The organism is Shewanella maritima, from assembly GCF_004295345.1.
Classification (GTDB): Bacteria; Pseudomonadota; Gammaproteobacteria; order Enterobacterales; family Shewanellaceae; genus Shewanella; species Shewanella maritima.
The window spans coordinates 3,582,290-3,600,831 of sequence record NZ_CP036200.1; the positions used below are offsets into that span (position 1 = coordinate 3,582,290).

Here is an 18,542-nt window from a genome sequence, read left to right on the forward strand (position 1 = left end):
ACAGCCCTTGTCTAAAGATTTAAATAAAAGTTCCAACAAAGAGTTATTGCAAACCGAGCAGGTTACTGGCGCATTAATGGTGCAAGGCACCACCTCAGATGCAGGTAAAAGCACGTTAGTTGCCGGCCTTTGCCGTTTGTTTACTCGCATGCTTTCCCACCAAGGTGTGAACTGTGATGCTCGCGTTGCGCCATTTAAGCCACAGAATATGGCGCTCAATAGCGCAGTTACCGCAGATGGTGGCGAGATAGGCCGCGCCCAAGCACTGCAAGCCATAGCTGCCAAACAGCCGCTGCATACCGACTTTAACCCTGTGCTACTAAAACCAAGCTCAGATACTGGCGCGCAGGTGATTATTCACGGCAAGGCGTTATCAACGCTCGAAGCAAAAGCGTTTTTTGGGCCAGAAAGTAAACACTATAAATCGCTAGCATTAAAAGCCGTACTTGAGTCATACAACAGGCTTAAACAGCAATACCAATTAGTGTTTATTGAAGGAGCTGGCAGCCCTGCTGAGATTAACCTGCGTGAAGGCGATATTGCCAATATGGGCTTTGCTGAACAAGCTGATTGCCCAGTGATTATCATCGCAGACATTGATAAAGGCGGTGTGTTCGCTCACCTTGTTGGCACCCTAGCGCTGCTGAGTGAGTCTGAGCAAGCCAGAGTAAAAGGCTTTGTAATAAACCGTTTTCGCGGTGATATTAGCTTGCTGCAACCTGGCATTGATTGGCTAGAACAGCACACCCAAAAGCCAGTACTTGGAGTACTGCCTTATTTGCATGATCTGCATTTAGACGCTGAAGATGCGCTTGTTTCAGGCGGCGCAGTAACCACTAAGCAAGCACTGAATGTACTGGTATTAGTGCTGCCACGCATTAGTAATCACACTGACTTTGACCCGCTAAGGCTGCACCCACAAGTTAACTTTAACTACGTTAGCATTAATGATGATGCCAAAGCCGCATTCGAGCAGGCTGATTTAGTTATCTTGCCCGGCAGTAAGAGTGTACGCGCCGATTTAGCTTTCCTAAAGCAGCAGGGCTGGGATGAATTACTGCTAAGACACCTTCGCTACGGCGGCAAGGTTATTGGTATTTGTGGCGGCTATCAAATGCTTGGGCAAAGCATTAACGACCCACATGGTATTGAAGATAAACCGGGGGAGTCACAGGGCTTAGGCTTAATCCCAATGCACACGGTATTGCAGCAAGATAAAGCTCTCAAGCAAGTCACTGGCAAGTTAACTCTTAACGGACAAACTACAGAAATTACAGGTTATGAAATCCACTGCGGCCAGTCGCAACTTTTCGCGCACAGCACCGCACAATCAGCAGCCGAACCACTAATAGATAAACAACCAGTAGCCATTAGTGACTTACGAGGTAATCATTATCAAGATGGTTTTGAAAGCCAAGATAAGCAAATCTTTGCCACCTATGTACACGGCCTATTCGACTCAAAGCAGGCTTGTCAGCAGCTACTTAGCTGGGCAGGGCTAGAGCAGGCACAACCCATTGATATTAATCAGATACGCGAGCAGCAATTAGAGCGCCTAGCCGATGTGCTTGAGCTGCATTTAGACATTGAAAAATTGATAAGGATAATCAGATGAGTACCGAACTAGATAACAGCGCTAATGAGAATGCCAAGGTCGACAAGAACGAGCGTCACAAGCAAAGGCAACAAAAAGTAAAACAACAAGTTGATGCCAAAATTGAAGCCGCGCAAATTGAAAAAGGCGTGTTAATGGTAATCACCGGCAATGGTAAAGGTAAATCGACTGCCGGATTTGGCACAGTTACTCGTGCGGTAGGGCACGGGCAAAAAGCGGCTGTCGTGCAATTTATTAAAGGCGGTTGGGAATGCGGCGAGCGCAACTTACTTGAGAAAAACGGCGTTGATTTTCATGTTATGGGCACCGGCTTTACCTGGGAAACGCAAGACAGAGAAAAGGACACTGCCGCAACACTTGAAGCTTGGCAAGCAGCTGAAAAGCTGCTGCAAGATGAGTCAATTAACCTAGTATTGCTGGACGAGCTAACCTACATGGTGACTTATAAATATTTAGATTTACAACGGGTTATTGACGCACTCAATAAACGCCCAGCCATGCAACACGTGATCATCACAGGTCGCGCTTGTCACCGAGACATTATTGAACTTGCAGATACCGTCAGCGAAGTTCAGCCAACCAAACACGCTTTTAATGCGGGTGTAAAAGCTCAGCTTGGTTTTGACTATTAGTTTAGTTGTGCAGAACGGCATAACCGCCCAAAAGTGACTGGGCTAAAAATGCCATTGCAGGGTTACAGTTTGGTAGTTACTGCCCCCTTTAATTCGACCAAACGCTGAGCTGGATTCAAATATGCCAGAGCGGTGGTGAATACTATACCCGAGCCACAAATTTTGCATTGATTGACTGTTAATAATATCGCCAATATTGACCTCAAATGAGAAATCTAGATAGTTGAGCAGTTTAGATGGCTTGTAGCCTTTTTCTGCGATTTCTGAGCCTTCAATATAAGTAAGATCGCTAACATAAGATAGGCCTTCCGCTACCCCTAAACGCCAGCGAGGGCCAAACTTGAAGGTATAGAATGCCTTGATGGCGACAACGGCCTCGACAATATCGTTTTGCACTTCAGAGTCATAATGCCAAACCGCACCAGGAGTGAAATACAACTCTATAGGCAAAGTAAACAAGGTATCAGTCAACCTTGTGCCGTAAAACAAGGATGTCATTTGGTTATTGTAAGGGTCTTTTTCGGCGTTGCCCGATAAAATATCACTAAGGTTTGAAGGGGTGGCCCACCCATGAGCAATACGTAAGAATTGATCATTATCTTTCGTTGCACTTGGGTTTCTGTGGTCAAAACGTTGTTTGCCTGGTTCGGGGAAGAAACCAAATCCTAGGAAGCTTTCATACTGATATTGGCTATCAATTGTCGGCAATTCTGCGACAGCGTCTTCAAGTCGGCCGACGCCAAACTTGCCTAATAAGTAGAGGTTACGTGACACATGGTAGCGGGCGGTGATGCCGGCGTTGAATTGTAACCCTCCTTCGGCATCATATGTACCGACACCATAATAGTGTTGATTAAATTTATCGGTTTTCCATTGGAGCTCTGCATAAGGGATCAGATCCCAATCACCATTATGCCAATGGTATTTAGCACGTGTATACATGTAACCACGTTTGTTGGAGTCAGAAAGCAGTGCGACATCTGCTTCCCATGGGCCATCGTTAAACTTGTATTGCAGACCAAAATCAAAGGCCTGTGCCTGAGATTCATTTTGTAGCTCTTTGGGGATGTCTACAAATCGAAATCGGGTATACGCGTTCACTTGGTGAGTATCATTTTTCCAAAGATGTAGCCCGGCTTCCATACCGTCAATGAAGCCATATGCGCCTTGATACTTGAGTAGTGGCAACACATCGTATACTTCATCATCTTCAACAGCGTATGGGATATCTCCTCGGCGTACACCGATAGCTATGCCCCAGGTGTCATACCGCAGACCATCGGATATTTGTGGTTGCGTTTGAGTGGTTTCGTCATTGTCGCGTTGAGAGGGATTGGCGTATGCCAAGCTCATTGGGAGTATTAATAAGCTAATCAATTTGATGAGCTGGTAAGACATATTTCGAATCATAGTGGCACTGTATTTGGTACGAAAGGCTTTAACACGAATAATGATAAAGGAATGTTATCAGGATAGCGGATTATTGGCGAATTAGTCTGAAAATGAATGATTAATGGAAAGGTTGCTGAGCTAGCAGTTGCAATCAAGCGCTAAAACATTGCTGCCTATGATTATTGAGCATCCCTAAATACCAAACCATGCTTGTTGAACTCACTTTTTCTTTTGAGCTTTAAAATTTCTAAGCAATAACACGCTCAGCTGCTGCTAGCGTGGTCAAGCTCTTCTTAATTTGTTGTCTTATAGCCGCTCCCCCGCTCTTAACAACATGGCTCTAAACCACTTATGTGCTGGTTCATTGGTGCGTGATGGGTGCCAAAGCATCGACATTGATACTGAGTCTGGTTGGAAAGGGGCTTCTACGATACGGCAATCAAATACGTTGGCATACTTTTTAGCTAAGGATTTAGGGACAACAGCTATCGCGTCAGAGCCTTGTACGATAGGAAACATCTCTAAAATACTAGCGGCGCGCCAGTAAGTCTCTCGTTGATTTAACAGTTCCACTCCCATCGGTTCCAAGTAGCTTGTACGTGAATCCCATTGAGCATGAACAACGTGCTTTTCTGTAATGAACTGCTCAGCACTTATCGAGTCATGTATTCGAGGATGCTCTTTAGCAGCGAGAACGACGAGATTTTCACTGAGTATTACAGCGTTTCTTAGGTGTTTATAGTTCTCAGGGTACGCACTCAAAATAATGTCAAACTTTTGAAAACGCAGCTCGGACTCTAGATCTGCACCATAAAGTGGATGTACCTCCATTTTTACATTGGGGGCGTCACGCTGCAAAAGATGCGACAGCTCAGGTAGGACGTTATAACTTGCCACACTAATCGCTGCTATCGAAAAAGTTTTATCAACACTTTTCGCATTGAAATTACGGCTATTTGGAAACGTGGTGGTGACGGTATCAAGGGATTGTGCCAAGGCGGGATAGATGTCTATTGCTAACGTAGTGGGTGTCACACCATTGCCGGAACGGGTAAAGAGTTGATCGTCATAAAGTACCTTGAGCTTTTTTAGAGACTGGCTCACTGCAGGTTGACTAATACCTAGGCGCTGGGCTGCCTTGGATAGGTTTCGCTCTTCCATTACGGCGACAAATATTGGGATTAAACTTAGGTCTGTATGCTTCATTCTCTTATATATAAAGCTTATTTTCCAATGATTATAAGCTCTGATTATAAATGATATTCGCTCATTTTGATTAAATTTTGAAATACTTCATCCGTATTGAGTTGATTAATAGGAAAACAGAATGAGAACAATCATAGCGACGAGTATTGTTACTGCTTTATTTGGTGCAAATGCACTGGCGTTAGCGAATGCTGAACCTTTAGAGATAAATGAGCCAATGATTCCGGTGCTTTCTCATAAGCACTATCTTGGTGAAGACTCGACGGCGACACACTATTGGCATGGTGAGAATCGAGGTGATATGACATGGACACCGACAGGTGGTAACGATGCGTATAGCAAGCCTTCAGCTAAGGTAAATCCAACACTAACAGCCCACTCTCAAAAAATGGATAGGGGCATATTTAGCTACAAAAACACTTTCCATACTGTATATGGCTATGGTTTGACATCGCCAACTATCATTGATGGTACAGATGGCCTGATTGTTCTTGACCCTGTTGAGTCTGTCGACAAAATGCGTGATGTAATGACTGATTTTCGTCGCGTTACGGGAAACAAAAAGCCGGTGAGTGCGATTTTATACTCGCATTGGCACCCAGATCACTATGCCGGTGTTCGTGGTATTGCAGGCGCTGAGAATGCCAAGATTATTGCACATGAATCGTTTATGGATAACGTAGTTAAAGGTTCTATGGGTGGCACTGGACCTGCGCTTGGGTTCCGTGTGGATTACTCATTGGGTACGCTGCTTAACGTAGAAGAGGGCGGAAGAATCAATGGTGGCTTAGGTCCAGACTTTGAGATTCGGGAACACAGTCTAATTGTGCCAAATGAATTAGTTACTGGGTATAGAGGCGAGCTGAGAACAACAATAGCAGGTGTGGATATGCAGATTGTTCACGTTCCCTCTGAAGCGTCCGATGAAATCATCGTTTACTTCCCTGAGCAAGAATTATTATGGGGCGCAGAAGTAATACAAGGTGAGAGCTTCCCGAATCTACACACAATCCGCGGCACTAAATATCGTAATCCGAGTGTTTGGTATCCAGGCATTGATGTGCTTCGCGAGTTTAACGCGGATGTTCTTTTAGTTTCTCATGGTCGCCCAGTAGTCGGAAAAGCCCATGTTGATGATACATTGACCGCCTATCGGGATGCGATCCAGTTTACTTATGATCAGTCCATCAAAGCCATCAATAGTGGTGCAACTCAAGAGGATCTCATTCGAGATATTACCCTACCACCACACCTTGAAAACCATCCATGGCTTGGTGATTTTTACGGTTCTATTCGTCACGCAACTAAGCAAATTTTTGTTGGCGAACTAGGTTGGTTTGATGGTGACCCAACGACCCTCAACCCACTTCACTCGGTGGAAGCATCAAAGCGCTATGTTGATATGGTTGGCGGCAAAGCTAAGATGATGAAGTTTGCGATTGATGCTTGTGACAATCAAGATTGGCAATGGTGTGCGGAACTATCTACTCATGTTGTGAGACTTGACCTTGAAGATATGGAACCTCGTCTACTTAAAGCAAGAGCGTTGCGTGCATTGGCATATCAAGAGACCAACAATAACTGGAGAAACTGGTATCTGACGTCGGCGCAAGAGCTGGATGGGACTATTGATTACAGTAAAAAAATCAACTTGCAAGCGCCTGATCTCTTGAAAGAGTTTACGACTAACCAATTGGTTGATGGTTTGAAGTACTCATTGAATGCTGAACGCAGTATAGACAAGCACTTTACTATTGCGTTTGCGTTTACCGATACTGACGAAACACACGCGTTGGAAGTTAGACGTGGAGTAGCTCAGTTCCATGAAGATTTTGAAGGGCAAGCACAAACCACTATTCGCATGTCTAAGATGGCATTTCTCGGTTTGCTGACTAGGAATCTAGATCTTAACCAAGCAGCCTCTAGTGGTCAGTTAAAAGTAGAGGGAGAGGCTAACCTTGTCCCAATCTTCTTTAATTTGCTTGATAAACCTGTAGAGAATCCTGCTCTAACCGTACGCTAAGATCGTTGAAATAGTGGCACTGTCTAAAGATTAGAGAGTGCCACTAGTTAAGGCTCAAATATGAAAAAAGTAATGTATCTAGCACTTTTTCTTGCTTCTCAGTCTGTATTTGCTTGCGATGGAGATGTCGTTTTCACACTGCCCAAAGTGACTAGCGCCGATGATTTTTTAGCTTCGTTGGAGAAAGGCAAGTCGGTGCAACCAGCAGGTTATGACCTCGAGTCGATAATGAAAACGAAAGCGAGCCTGAAACTGATCAAGGTCTGCCATAAGCAAGAAGGTAAAAAGGTCTGTCACAACGTTAGAAGCTTTTAGTGAGTGTAGTGGCTTATCAACTTTGACTATCAGATAATAGGTTTCTACGCCCAATTTAAAATATCAATCGAAATATTCACCGACACTGTTCAAGTATAGGGTGACAGTGAACTACCAGTTGGTGTTATTGATTCAGAACTTTGCTGTTTGGATGCAATGGTGAAGCCATCAGGGACGATTTAACGGCGTCCTGTAGCAAGAAATCAGCAAACGCAGTATCAGATTGGCTAAGTCCTTCGTTTCGCCCTTACCAAAAAATTACCAACCAACAAAAAAGGCTAATCTCTCGATTAGCCTTTTGCTGTTAGCTTTGAAATCTTTAAGCTTTAAAGTCTTACAGCTTTAAAACTTCTAAGCGTTAAATCCTCTAAGCAATAAATCCTCAGTTAGGATTTACTTCATCGCTGCAAATACACGTTCAGCTGCTGCTAGCGTGTACTCAAGCTCTTCTTCACCGTGCGCCATAGATAAGAAGCCTGCTTCATAAGCAGATGGTGCTAGGTAAACACCCTCATCTAGCATAGCGTGGTAGAAGTGACGGAAGTGCTCCATGTTGCACTTGGTTACTTGATCAAATGTAGTCATCGGCGCAGTGTCTTCAGTGAAGAAGAAACCGAACATGCCGCCAACATAGTTGATGCTTAGTGGAATACCGTGCTTGTCTGCCGCCGCTTTGAAACCTTCAGCAATACGTTTAGTTTTTGCTGCTAGCTCTTCGTATAGGCCAGGTTCGCTTAGGGCTTCCATTTGCGCAAGACCCGCAGTCATTGCAATTGGGTTACCTGAAAGCGTACCCGCTTGGTATACAGGGCCTGTAGGCGCGATAAACTGCATTACATCTTTACGACCACCGAAAGCACCTACTGGCATACCGCCGCCGATAACTTTACCTAAGGTTGTAAGGTCTGGCTTGATACCGTAGTGACCTTGCGCGCCGCTTTTTGAAACGCGGAAGCCCGTCATTACTTCATCAATGATTAGCAGTGCGCCGAACTCATCACACATCGCGCGTAGACCTTCAAGGAAGCCCTCAACTGGTGGAATGCAGTTCATGTTGCCCGCAACTGGCTCAAGAATGATACAAGAGATATCTTCTGGGTGTTGCTCGAACAATGCACGTACTGAATCTAAATCATTGTAAGTTGCTGTTAGGGTGTGTTTAGCAAAGTCTTCAGGGATACCAGGCGAGCTTGGCTGACCTAAAGTTAGCGCGCCAGAACCAGCTTTAACAAGCAAGCAGTCAGCGTGGCCGTGGTAACAGCCTTCAAACTTTAGGATTTTGTCACGGCTAGTGAAACCACGTGCTAAACGAATCGCACTCATGGTAGCTTCAGTACCTGAGCTTACCATGCGAACTTGTTCCATTGATGGCACCATTTCAATGACTTTTTCAGCCATTTGTACTTCAAGCTCTGTTGGTGCACCAAAAGATAGACCGTTCTCAACTGCATCTAGTACTGCTTGGCGAATTTTAGGGTGGTTATGACCTAAGATCATTGGTCCCCAAGAGCCAACATAGTCAACATACTTTTTGCCGTCTGCATCGTAAATGTATGCACCGTCAGCTTTTTCGATGAATAGTGGGTTACCACCAACACCGTTGAATGCACGTACTGGCGAGTTAACGCCGCCTGGAATGGTTTGTTTAGCTTGTTCGAACAAATCTGCAGAACGAGTCATTTGTGTTCCTTACCTTATACAACCGATTATCTATCGGCTTTGCGTGAATACCAATTTACTGGACACTCATACTTTTCGAGTTGATTTTCAACTCCAAGAGTTAATGCAAAAAGTGCCATACGAATAAGTAAGCCATTATCTGCCTGTCTGAAAATTGCCAGACTAGGATGGCTGTTTAAATCATTATCGAGTTCATTCGCTGCCTCGCGCGAGTCGCGTGGGAGCGGGTGCATGATCACAGTGTTCGATTTACAGTGTTGCGTGTAAATGGCGTGATTTAAGCGGAACTTACCACGATATTTGTTCGCTTCCTCTTGTGATGGGAAACGCTCTTCTTGAATTCGAGTTAGATACAGAATGTCGGCTTGGTTTAAGTTGCCTTCTAACTGTTCTGTTATTGTGATTTTATGGCCGGCTTTTTCAATGTCAGCGATCACATAATCAGGCATTGCTAATTCACTCGGTGATATCAATGTGAACTGGATATCTTTATACATGCATAACAATCGTGACAAAGAATGCACAGTTCGGCCATATTTGAGGTCACCTACTAACGCAATGTGCATGCCGCTAATGTCGCGGCCAGCATGTGCTAGCTCTTTTTGAATGGTAAATAGGTCAAGCAAGGCTTGAGTTGGATGCTCGTTTGAACCGTCACCGCCGTTAATTACTGGCACGCGGCTCCCTTTTGAGAACTCTTCAACCGAGTATGCATCTGGATGACGCATAGCGATGACATCTGAGTAGGTCGATAACACGCGCGCAGTGTCATACAGCGACTCACCTTTTGACAGTGAAGAAGCTCCCATACCAACGGTTTCGCGCACGGCGCCGCCAAGTAGGTTGAATGCACAGCCAAAGCTGACGCGAGTTCGCGTGCTTGGCTCAAAGAATAAGTTACCTAAAATTGCACCGTCTAACACCTTGGTACGTTTTTCACGTAGCGCGTAAGGAGTCATTTTGTGGGCAACGTTAAAGATGGTGTTAATTGCGTCCAGATCTAACTGGTTTACCGAGAGGATGTGTGAACCTTCAAACTGAGTCATCAGCCTATATTCCAAGTTTGGGGGCAGTATCACTGGGCTGTGATAATACCTATTGTTGTGTAGGGTGGCTGAGGCGCAATTGTAGCAAACTCTAATGAGCTAGGCTACACGCATAAGCTGAACTTAGACATAGCGCCAGATAGTGTGGCAGATGCTGATCCACAGTGATTTTAACAAGGCTTGATAGCAGCTAGGGCCTGTTGATCTTTGCTGATTAGAATTTGTTCGAATTAAAAGCACTTTAATCGCGGCGTGAGCGATGACGTCTAGTCATCTACACAAATTCGCTCGCAACAAAGAGTAAAGTGCTTTTAAACGAACCTTTCAGGCAGCGCTTGTTGTCATTTCTACTGCGTTAACGACTTATCATGTGGAACACCACACATCAAAGTCGTTGCCTTGTATAAAATTCCAACAAGCAGCTGCAAAAATAATCTTGAAAGGTCAACCGGCCCTAGTCACCCTGTGGAATTAAATGCAGCGGCGCATCGTCACTTAAATAGGTTTCATCAACTAACTCAAGGTGGTTATAGCGGATCATCCCTTGAATGCTATCAATGTACGCTTGACCGCGCTCTGAGTATTTGTCGAGCGTGGTGGCAAGTTCAAGCCCTGTTATTGGCTTGTCTTGCGCACGAAGCTCGGCGCGATATTGGCGCATGGCTTGATAAGCTGGGTTAGTGTTGAGGTTAAATAGGTAGCCTTTGACTGAATCTAATGGGCTGTCAAAACGAGCGATACCATAGTTACCTAGCTCTTTGCGTTGCTGCTTCGGTACCATGCCATTGCCACTAAAATCCCACTGGCCAAAAAAGGCGTTGCCTTCAAGAGTGAAGCGTGAAGTACCCCAGCCACTCTCTTCAGCGCCCTGGGCAAGGACTAACGACGGCGGCACAATATCCACATTAACAAGAAGCTGTGTACGCTGTTCGTCAGTCAATGGTTGCTGATTGTCTTTAGTTACTCGATAACGATTGGCAAGAATAATGAGGTTGGAGTCATCCGCTCTAGCATCTTGAATGAATTTGCGCGTGAGTAACACTTCTTCATTGGCCCTTAAAATTAACGGTGCCATTAAGCGAAAGAACACTTCTTTTTTTACATTAACCGGCAGGTTATGTGAGCTTTGTTGCCAATGCTTGCTAACGTGATTGAAGGTCAGTCTTGGCACTGCGCGATGCCCTCGTTGCCAAGCTTCATAATCATAATTAAGTGACGAGAACAGCGCCATTAGATCATCAAGAGAGTCAATTTCTACATCTTTAGCTGGCTTTGATGGGCGATTGTTAGATACATAGCGAAAGCTTTTTTGTAGCCCTGTATTATTGCGATTCTCAAGATGTGGTAGCTCGACCTCTTCCACGATTGCGGTCGAATTATTGGCATTTGCTGCATGTTGCTCTGACTTTTTCTGCTCATCAGCTTCGCTGTTATCTGCCCCGTCATTTGGCGCAGTATTGCTCTGGCTAGCGGTTTTAGCGTTAGCGCCTTCAACATTTGCGGCATCGAGACTCCCAGCTTGCGGTAAATCGCTATTATCTTTGCAACCAACTAACCCAATGCTGGCCATAATAAATAAAGTGATAAATAAACCGCACAACAAGCTAGCTTCCCTGTTCATTGTCGAGATCAACCTGGTCATATTTATTCCTTGCGCTTGCGACAGCTGTACAGCCATTCGACACTGAGAAATCGTAGTAAATGATGTTATTCAATTTTGTAAGCATAGCTCGCTTGGCTGCATTTACGAGTACTATAGCTGCCCTGAGCGGATCTCTTGATAAAGCATATTCCAGCTGATCACGCCAACGACGTTGTGCGGGTTTCCACGGTAGATGAACACTTCGCCGCTGCGTTTTTTCGACAGTACTTGATAAACATCGTCAAGGGTGCGGTTATCGCTTAGCCCTTCAATGGTGTGACGTGAAAGCGTGGTAGAGTCTTCAAATGATTGCATTTCCAGTTGCAGCATTTCAATTTCATCATTGTCATTTCTCACCAACACAGGGCGACCCTCGGCGCGTTTTAGTACCTCTAATAATAGCTCTGAGTCATCTTTTACAATCACAAAGCGGCTGTCCATTAGAGTGCGAACGCCTTTCTTTTGCAGCCCTTGGTTCATTGGCGGCACCTTATAGCCAAGCCCCATAATATCAAGCTGTTTTAAGAACACCGATTTTGCCCCTAAGCCCTGATAAGCAAGCAAGTATGCTGGAATGGTCACGAACATTGCTGGCAAAATAATCGAGGCATCATTGGTCAGCTCAAGCAGCGCAACTAATGCCGCCAATGGCGCGCTTAAACATACACCCATCATAACTGTCATGCCGACAATGGTGTAAAGCCCAACAAAAGGCTCGATACCAGGGAACATCAACATACTAACTAGTGCGAGAATAGCGCCAACCAGCGCACCAATGCCATAAAGCGGGCCAATTAAGCCGCCGGGTACACCTAAGCCGATTGCAGCAATGGTTGCGATGATTTTGCCAGTGAGTAGTAACAACAAGAATAAGATGCTTGGGCTTTCGCTCACCGCTTCATGGATGGCTAAATCACCAGAGCCGAGTGCTTGTGGTAGCACTAATCCGATAAGCGTGGTGATAACACCTGCGGCCAGCAGCCTTTGGTGTAATGGGTAGCTTTGGCTGCTTTCAGTGACTTTGAGCAATGAGTAATTAAAGGTCGCAGCCGCTACGCCAAGTACGCCGCCACCGAGTAATAAAATAGGGTAGTGATCCAACGGAATGTGAATCACATTAATGAGATCGTACTCGTGAATATTGCCGAACACTAATTGACTGGATAATGCGCCACAAATCGCCGACAGCATAATCGGGAAGAAGTAGTGGATTTTATATTCACGGATAATGACTTCAAAAACAAAAATCACCGCCGCTAACGGCGCGTTAAAGGTAGCAGCAATACCTGCGGCGATGCCACTTGCGCTCATAATGCGTACGCTATTATCGGGTAGCTGGAATTTCTCAGCCAATACACTGGCGCTGACAGCACCTAAGTGAATGGCTGGGCCTTCTCTCCCGACAGAGAAGTTGGTGATGAGCGCAGCAAGTGCCTGAAAAAACTGTCCAGGTGCAGATTGCAGTGGCAGTTTTCCGTAATGCAGCTTCATGCGGTGTAGTACATAGGCGATACCCATACGGCGGTGGCGCTTAGAGCCAATTTTGTACAATAGCCAGATAATGCCTGAGCCGACAATGGGCAGATAACTGCGCCAGTCGGTAATGGTTTCGTTAAAGTTGCTGGCTTCTGATATGGTGAAGTCGCTCGCCCAGTTAAGCAGCAAACGAAATAGGATAATCACCCCTGAGGCAATCAAGGCAAAGATAAGCGCCAGCGCACACAATTGCACACTGATTTTGGCCTGCGACAACTTGTCGCGAAATTCATTACGCAGATATTTGCGTGTCGCCCGCTTGGCGTGAATAATAGCGGCTTTATTTAGTTTCGATTGCACAAGTTTGCTTTAAACCAAGTTGGCGAATTAAATAAACGTACTCAAAACCGAATCAATTTTGAATTAAAGGCTTGTTACTTAATGCTAAATTATCACCGCTGGTTAGATCGACTGCAAGTATTTGAACGTAAAAGTCGCTCATCTAGCTTTTATTTGCTGAGTTTGATGTGTGTAGCATTTTTACTTGGGGCAGCGTTTACAATATCGCTCTCGACTGGGAAGAGGTGCAGGAGCATCAAGAAGACCAGCAAAAGCTTGAACTTGAGCGCCAAATAAAAAGCCTTAATCGTGAGTTGGCCAACATCAAATTGACATTGGGGTAGCGCAGCAAGCGAATACTTCAATGCGGCAGATGTTCAATGAGCAGGTTCAGAAGCAGCAAGCGTTAGAAACAGAGCTTAAGTTTTATCGTAGCTTAATGGTGCCAGATGACAGCGTAGACGGCATTGGTATTCATGCGCTAGAGCTGTCTCATGGCATGTTGCCTGATCAGTTTAAGTTGCGCTTGATTTTGACTCAGCTGCAAAAGCGCAAGCAGCAGTCTAAGGCCCAAGCGTTTATTACCCTTGTTGGTATTGAGCAGGGTGAAGCCAAACAAATTGATTTAGGCGAGCTTGTTGATAACAAGTTCGAATTTGACTTTAAATATTTTCAGGTAGCTGACAGCGAGTTTAATGTGCCTGAGGACTTTAACTTGCAGCGTATTGAAGTCAGAGTAAAAGTAAAAGCTAGGCGTGGCGTGAAAGGTGGCGAAACCTTTGCAACTTTCCATGTGCCTGAGCTACTGCAAGGTGAAAAAGAACAGCGGGTAATACTTGAACAAAATAGTCAGGTAAAGGATAATCCCGAGCAGTAAACAGAAGTATGAGGTAGTAATGACTGAACAAACTGATGCAGCAATGCCAATTCAATTTACCGATGCTGCGGCAACTAAGGTGAAGGGCTTGCTGGAAGAAGAGCAAAACCCAGAGCTAAAATTACGTGTGTATGTGACAGGCGGTGGTTGCTCAGGTTTTCAGTATGGCTTTACTTTTGATGAAAAGGTAAATGAGGGTGATTTCACCATTGAGAAGCAAGGCGTACAGCTAGTTGTCGATCCAATGAGCCTGCAGTACCTAGTGGGTGGTGAGGTGGATTACACATCTGGCCTTGAAGGTTCACGTTTCTTCGTGAAAAACCCAAATGCGACCACCACTTGTGGTTGTGGTGCTAGCTTCTCGGTTTAATGAGAATTGTCACTAACTGATAGATGCGCATAGTGTATTTGGTATGTGCACATAAAGTATCTAGGGTAGTAAAAACAAAAAGCCGTCTTATGACGGCTTTTTTAGTTTTTACTAGTCGCTTTAATTAAGCTAGCTGAGAATGTTCATATTTACTTTGCGCACAAAGCAGTTAGCGACACTCTTACTGAAACCTACCCACAGTTGCCATAAACCAAGCGCGAATAACAAGCCGTAAATAAACCAATCACCAAGTTCAATAAAGTATTGACCAACTTCAAAGCGAGTGGGCTCTCGCGGCGTCGCATCGCCTGACATCAATAGCGGCAACATGCTGTAAAATGCCATTTGCACCACAGCATAACCCCGCAGCATATACAGCGCCGCTTTTTGGCGGCCAAATACTGCAGCAACCAACATTAGCGTGAGTACACAAAACAGCAGTGATTGTTTGTTACTGGTATCGCTGGCGAGCAAGCCGCTGACTGAGGTTAGGATATAAACTACCATCAAAATCAGTAATCGCTTAGGAAAGCGCGCTAGACTGATTTGTTCATTTGCTGACTGCCCATTTGCCACTTGCGCGTTTTCTGGTAGCTCACTTTCTTTTTGAGTAGATCGCTGCTGAGAAGGTTGCTGTTGGGCTGAGGCAGTTACTTCAAGCTTGTTGTCGCTCATATGGGTTAGTTCTCGTTGCTAACTTACATTTGTAACAGTGAATTAGTGCTTGATTTTAGCGCGTGGTGTTAAACGCTGATCGACTTCGTAAGGCGGTACAACCACTCCTAGGTCTTCTTGCACTGGGAATACCGCGATGAATAGGTCGTCATCTTCCATGCCGCGAACCCAGCGAGCTTGAAACTCTTCTAGTGGGATCATCAGTGGCTCACAGTTTTTCCAATCATCAACTGCCCATAGGTTAGCGGTTTCTTCGCTTGGCCACATTGGGATACAGTCTTCATCTTCTGTGGTTAGCATCACGCAGCCGTCTTGGTCTTGAAGTGTCCAAATTTGTTTGGTGGTTTTAACCTGTTCAACTAGGTAGTCGTAACGTGCTTCAGGAGTAGCGTTAACTAGCTCTGATACAGACTTTTGTTTTTGGCTCATGACGATTCTCTTATCTCTGTAGAGGGCTAACGGCTGTATAGCCGTTAGCGACATAATTTAATTGCGCAGATAATAGCATTCATCTGCGCTGAGGTTAATCTGTGATTAGTTGGCAGGATACAAGCAACCTAACACTGCGCGGCGGCTAGCGCCTGTGACTGCGGGCAAGTTGCCGGTTTGTCTGTGGTTGAAGCGCGTAGCTAACCAAGCAAAGGCAATTCCCTCAACCCATTTAGGGTCGATATTTAGGCTTTGGGTGGTGGTCACCTTATGGTTCTCAAGAATTTGCGTGAGCCTTGCCATCAGCGCTTGGTTAAGTGCGCCGCCACCGCAAACAATTACTTCACCTGTTGAGGTCAAGCGGCGGATATCATTAGCAATGGAATAGCAGGTGAAATCAAGCAAGGTTGCTTGAATATCTTGTGGCTCAATTTGACTAAAGTTAGCCAGTTGTTGGCTTAACCAGTCGTTATTAAATAGCTCTCGCCCAGTGCTTTTTGGGTAGCTCATTTCAAAATACGAGTGAGACAACAGTTGCGACAACAAGCCTTTGTGTACTTCACCCGAGCGCGCCCAGTCGCCATTTTCATCATAGCCAAGCTGCTTTTCTTGTTGGATAAAGGCATCCATTAAGGTGTTGCCTGGGCCGGTATCAAAACCAATTACGGTTTCGCCATCGCCGCTTAGGAAGGTGATATTAGCAATGCCGCCAATGTTGAGTATGACTCGGTCTAACTCTGGTTGACTAAATACTTGCTGGTGGAACGCTGGCACCAACGGCGCGCCTTGACCGCCAAGGGCAATGTCTTTGCGGCGAAAATCTGCAATTACATCGATGCCTGTTTCAATCGCAATGGTATTGGCATCACCAATTTGCAAGGTAAAGCCAGGGTCAAGGTTTGGCATGTGACGCACGGTTTGGCCGTGGGAGCCAATGGCAATAATCTCGGTCGAGTTAAGCCCAGTTTGTTCTAGTAATGCATTGACGGCTTTAGCAAACAGTTGGCCAACGTGTCTGTCGGTTTGGCCTACGCGGTTAATCTCGTTGTTTGCAGGCGCGCAAAGTTGCTGCAAGTTGGCGAGAATATGCGGCGGAATAGGTTCGCTATGGGCGGCAACAAAGGCTGGCACGCCTGCGGCAAAGTCTACTAATACGGCGTCTACGCCATCCATACTTGTGCCTGACATCAGGCCAATATAATACTGAGGTTTAGTCATGATTGTTAAACTATGAACTCGGCAAGCCGCTAGCTGTTGTTATTCACTACTAGCGAGTTGCTGTTGCTGATTAGATTTAAGTTTAGCCATTAACTGCGCGCTAAGCTGTTTAAACTTGGCTTTTTCGGCTTTGGCTATTGGTGTCGACTTAGGCAATTTAACTGTGCGCGGGTTACGGTGTACGCCGTTAACGATGAATTCGTAATGTAAGTGCGCGCCGGTGACGCGACCAGTTCGCCCAAGGGTACCAATGATTTGCCCTTGTTTAACGGTTTGGCCTTGCTTTACTTTGCGTTTGTTAAGATGCAAATACTTAGTGGTGTAAGTGTCGTTGTGTTTGATAAATACATAGTTACCATTGTATTTGTTATAGCTAGACTTGATGACCTTACCTTTACCGGCGGCTTTAATTGGTGTGCCGATAGCGGCAACATAGTCGACGCCGCGGTGGGCTTTTACCTGACCAGTTACTGGGTGCAAACGGCGCGGGTTAAAGTTAGAGCTGACGTATTTGAAATCAACTGGTGAGCGTAAGAAGGCTTTGCGCATGCTGTTACCTTCTTCAGAGTAGTATTCGCCGTCGGTGTATCGCACCGCTGTGTATCTGTCGCCTTGGTTATAGAACTCCGCAGCCAGGATATTACCGTCACGCAGGAACTGACCATCCGCATACTCTTGCTCAAATATCAGCGCGAAATGATCGCCTTTACGAATATCTAAGGCAAAATCGACGTCCCAACCAAAGATATTGGCGAGCTGCATAATATGGTTGGCTGACAAACCTGCACTTGCGGCAGCATTCCAGAAGTTGCTGCTAATTTTAGCTTCAATAAATGCGGTGCGGGTTTCGACCTGCTTCTTCTCTACTTGCTCGTGATACTTGCCGTCTTTTTTATCAATGATGAGCTTTTCAATCTTGCTCATTTGATAGCTTAGCTGGACGAGTTTTTCGTCCTGGCTCTTGGTGATCGCGATTTCTTCACCTGGCATAATCTTAAGCAGGTTCTTCTTCGCGAGTGGCAGTTGGGTGATGTCGTAAACATCTTTTGGAGTTAACCCAGCGCGGTTAAATAAGCCGCCTAAGGTATCGCCTTTAGCGACTTCATAGTATTCAATTTTATGATCTTGTCTTAACTCAGCTTTGGCTTGGTCAATTGCCTGCTCAACCTCGGCAACCTGTTCATCATAAGGAGGGGTATCCTGAGTGATATCATCTTGGCCTTGAGTGTGTTTTTGGGTTTTTACCAGTCTGGTTTGGTTAGCGAGATGCTCGGCAAGAATGCGATCGTCTTCGGTATCTGTACCATCTGTGCTTGAGCGGCGACTTGGCGCCGTTGGTGTGCGCTGAGAAAGGGGAACTTGATAACGCGTATTAAGGGCGAGCTCGTCAGTCTGCTCATTGGCATTGCCAGTTTGCTTTGATGCTTGAGCGTTGTCGGCAGGGATCATTAAGATAACAAGAGTAAATACAGCCAGCACACTAATGATTATTTGATGTGCCTTTGGCAGTAATTTAAATAATGTGATCAGCTTTGCCATTGACTTATGTACCAATTTCGCCTTTTTCGTTGTTATCAGCCCAGTGTACACTCTTTCATTTGCTGTGG

Annotated in this window: 17 protein-coding genes; 7 read left to right on the forward strand and 10 right to left on the reverse strand. The window is 45.4% G+C overall.

Translation table 11 applies throughout. The features are described 5' to 3' along the window. The first annotated feature begins 76 nt into the window (after window positions 1-76). Entirely contained in the window at window positions 77-1,615 is a 1,539-nt protein-coding gene (locus EXU30_RS15180; protein WP_130603532.1) for a cobyric acid synthase, read from the forward strand. Beyond that, the gene (gene cobO, locus EXU30_RS15185; protein WP_130601417.1) at window positions 1,612-2,247 is read left to right on the forward strand and encodes a cob(I)yrinic acid a,c-diamide adenosyltransferase; all 636 of its coding nucleotides are present in this window, start codon (window positions 1,612-1,614) and stop codon (window positions 2,245-2,247) included. The genes EXU30_RS15180 and cobO overlap by 4 nt, the downstream gene beginning before the upstream one ends. Window positions 2,248-2,289: 42 nt before the next feature. Here the strand turns inward: cobO and EXU30_RS15190 are convergent, their stop codons facing one another. Continuing rightward, window positions 2,290-3,600: a MipA/OmpV family protein gene (locus tag EXU30_RS15190; protein WP_242620238.1), complete on the reverse strand. Its 1,311-nt coding sequence runs from the start codon at window positions 3,598-3,600 to the stop codon at window positions 2,290-2,292. A gap of 345 nt (window positions 3,601-3,945) precedes the next feature. Next, window positions 3,946-4,845 (reverse strand): LysR family transcriptional regulator, encoded by a 900-nt coding sequence (locus tag EXU30_RS15195; RefSeq protein WP_130601421.1) that lies wholly within the window; start codon window positions 4,843-4,845, stop codon window positions 3,946-3,948. A 121-nt stretch (window positions 4,846-4,966) separates the two neighbouring features. On the opposite strand from EXU30_RS15195, the gene EXU30_RS15200 reads away from it, so the two are divergent. Both EXU30_RS15200 and EXU30_RS15205 read left to right on the forward strand, forming a co-directional pair. Beyond that, entirely contained in the window at window positions 4,967-6,868 is a 1,902-nt protein-coding gene (locus tag EXU30_RS15200; RefSeq protein WP_130601423.1) for an alkyl/aryl-sulfatase, read from the forward strand. 60 nt (window positions 6,869-6,928) lie between these two features. After that, entirely contained in the window at window positions 6,929-7,183 is a 255-nt protein-coding gene (locus tag EXU30_RS15205; protein ID WP_130601425.1) for a hypothetical protein, read from the forward strand. 393 nt (window positions 7,184-7,576) lie between these two features. On the opposite strand, the gene hemL is transcribed toward EXU30_RS15205, so the two are convergent. The 4 genes from hemL to EXU30_RS15230 all read right to left on the reverse strand — a co-directional run bounded on the left by hemL (window position 7,577) and on the right by EXU30_RS15230 (window position 13,387). Next, window positions 7,577-8,863 carry a glutamate-1-semialdehyde 2,1-aminomutase gene (hemL, locus tag EXU30_RS15210; RefSeq protein WP_130601427.1) on the reverse strand — a complete coding sequence of 429 codons (1,287 nt, stop codon included), beginning with the start codon at window positions 8,861-8,863 and terminating at the stop codon, window positions 7,577-7,579. Window positions 8,864-8,889: 26 nt separating this feature from the next. Further along, the gene (locus tag EXU30_RS15215) at window positions 8,890-9,909 is read right to left on the reverse strand and encodes an aspartate carbamoyltransferase (RefSeq protein ID WP_130601429.1); all 1,020 of its coding nucleotides are present in this window, start codon (window positions 9,907-9,909) and stop codon (window positions 8,890-8,892) included. Window positions 9,910-10,363: 454 nt separating this feature from the next. Then, the gene (locus tag EXU30_RS15225) at window positions 10,364-11,551 is read right to left on the reverse strand and encodes a glucosaminidase domain-containing protein (protein ID WP_242620239.1); all 1,188 of its coding nucleotides are present in this window, start codon (window positions 11,549-11,551) and stop codon (window positions 10,364-10,366) included. 111 nt (window positions 11,552-11,662) lie between these two features. Beyond that, window positions 11,663-13,387, reverse strand: a complete 1,725-nt coding sequence (locus EXU30_RS15230; RefSeq protein ID WP_130601431.1) for a chloride channel protein — start codon at window positions 13,385-13,387, stop codon at window positions 11,663-11,665. A 167-nt stretch (window positions 13,388-13,554) separates the two neighbouring features. Between EXU30_RS15230 and EXU30_RS20310 the strand changes: the two genes are divergently transcribed. The 3 genes from EXU30_RS20310 to erpA are packed head-to-tail and all read left to right on the forward strand — an operon-like array spanning window position 13,555 to window position 14,613. Continuing rightward, window positions 13,555-13,710 carry a hypothetical protein gene (locus EXU30_RS20310; RefSeq protein ID WP_165398933.1) on the forward strand — a complete coding sequence of 52 codons (156 nt, stop codon included), beginning with the start codon at window positions 13,555-13,557 and terminating at the stop codon, window positions 13,708-13,710. A gap of 20 nt (window positions 13,711-13,730) precedes the next feature. Then, on the forward strand, window positions 13,731-14,243 hold the full coding sequence (locus EXU30_RS15240) for a DUF6776 family protein (RefSeq protein WP_130601435.1): 513 nt from the start codon (window positions 13,731-13,733) through the stop codon (window positions 14,241-14,243). Window positions 14,244-14,262: 19 nt separating this feature from the next. Continuing rightward, the gene (gene erpA / locus EXU30_RS15245; protein ID WP_055024237.1) at window positions 14,263-14,613 is read left to right on the forward strand and encodes an iron-sulfur cluster insertion protein ErpA; all 351 of its coding nucleotides are present in this window, start codon (window positions 14,263-14,265) and stop codon (window positions 14,611-14,613) included. Between the two features lie 129 nt (window positions 14,614-14,742). Here the strand turns inward: erpA and EXU30_RS15250 are convergent, their stop codons facing one another. The 4 genes from EXU30_RS15250 to EXU30_RS15265 form a co-directional block, all read right to left on the reverse strand. Further along, window positions 14,743-15,288, reverse strand: coding sequence for a hypothetical protein (locus EXU30_RS15250; protein ID WP_130601437.1), 546 nt, complete (start codon window positions 15,286-15,288; stop codon window positions 14,743-14,745). 42 nt (window positions 15,289-15,330) lie between these two features. Next, on the reverse strand, window positions 15,331-15,717 hold the full coding sequence (locus EXU30_RS15255; RefSeq protein ID WP_130601439.1) for a DUF2750 domain-containing protein: 387 nt from the start codon (window positions 15,715-15,717) through the stop codon (window positions 15,331-15,333). A 105-nt stretch (window positions 15,718-15,822) separates the two neighbouring features. After that, entirely contained in the window at window positions 15,823-16,935 is a 1,113-nt protein-coding gene (locus EXU30_RS15260; RefSeq protein WP_130601441.1) for an anhydro-N-acetylmuramic acid kinase, read from the reverse strand. Window positions 16,936-16,974: 39 nt separating this feature from the next. Beyond that, on the reverse strand, window positions 16,975-18,474 hold the full coding sequence (locus EXU30_RS15265; protein ID WP_130601443.1) for a peptidoglycan DD-metalloendopeptidase family protein: 1,500 nt from the start codon (window positions 18,472-18,474) through the stop codon (window positions 16,975-16,977). Window positions 18,475-18,542 lie beyond the last annotated feature (68 nt).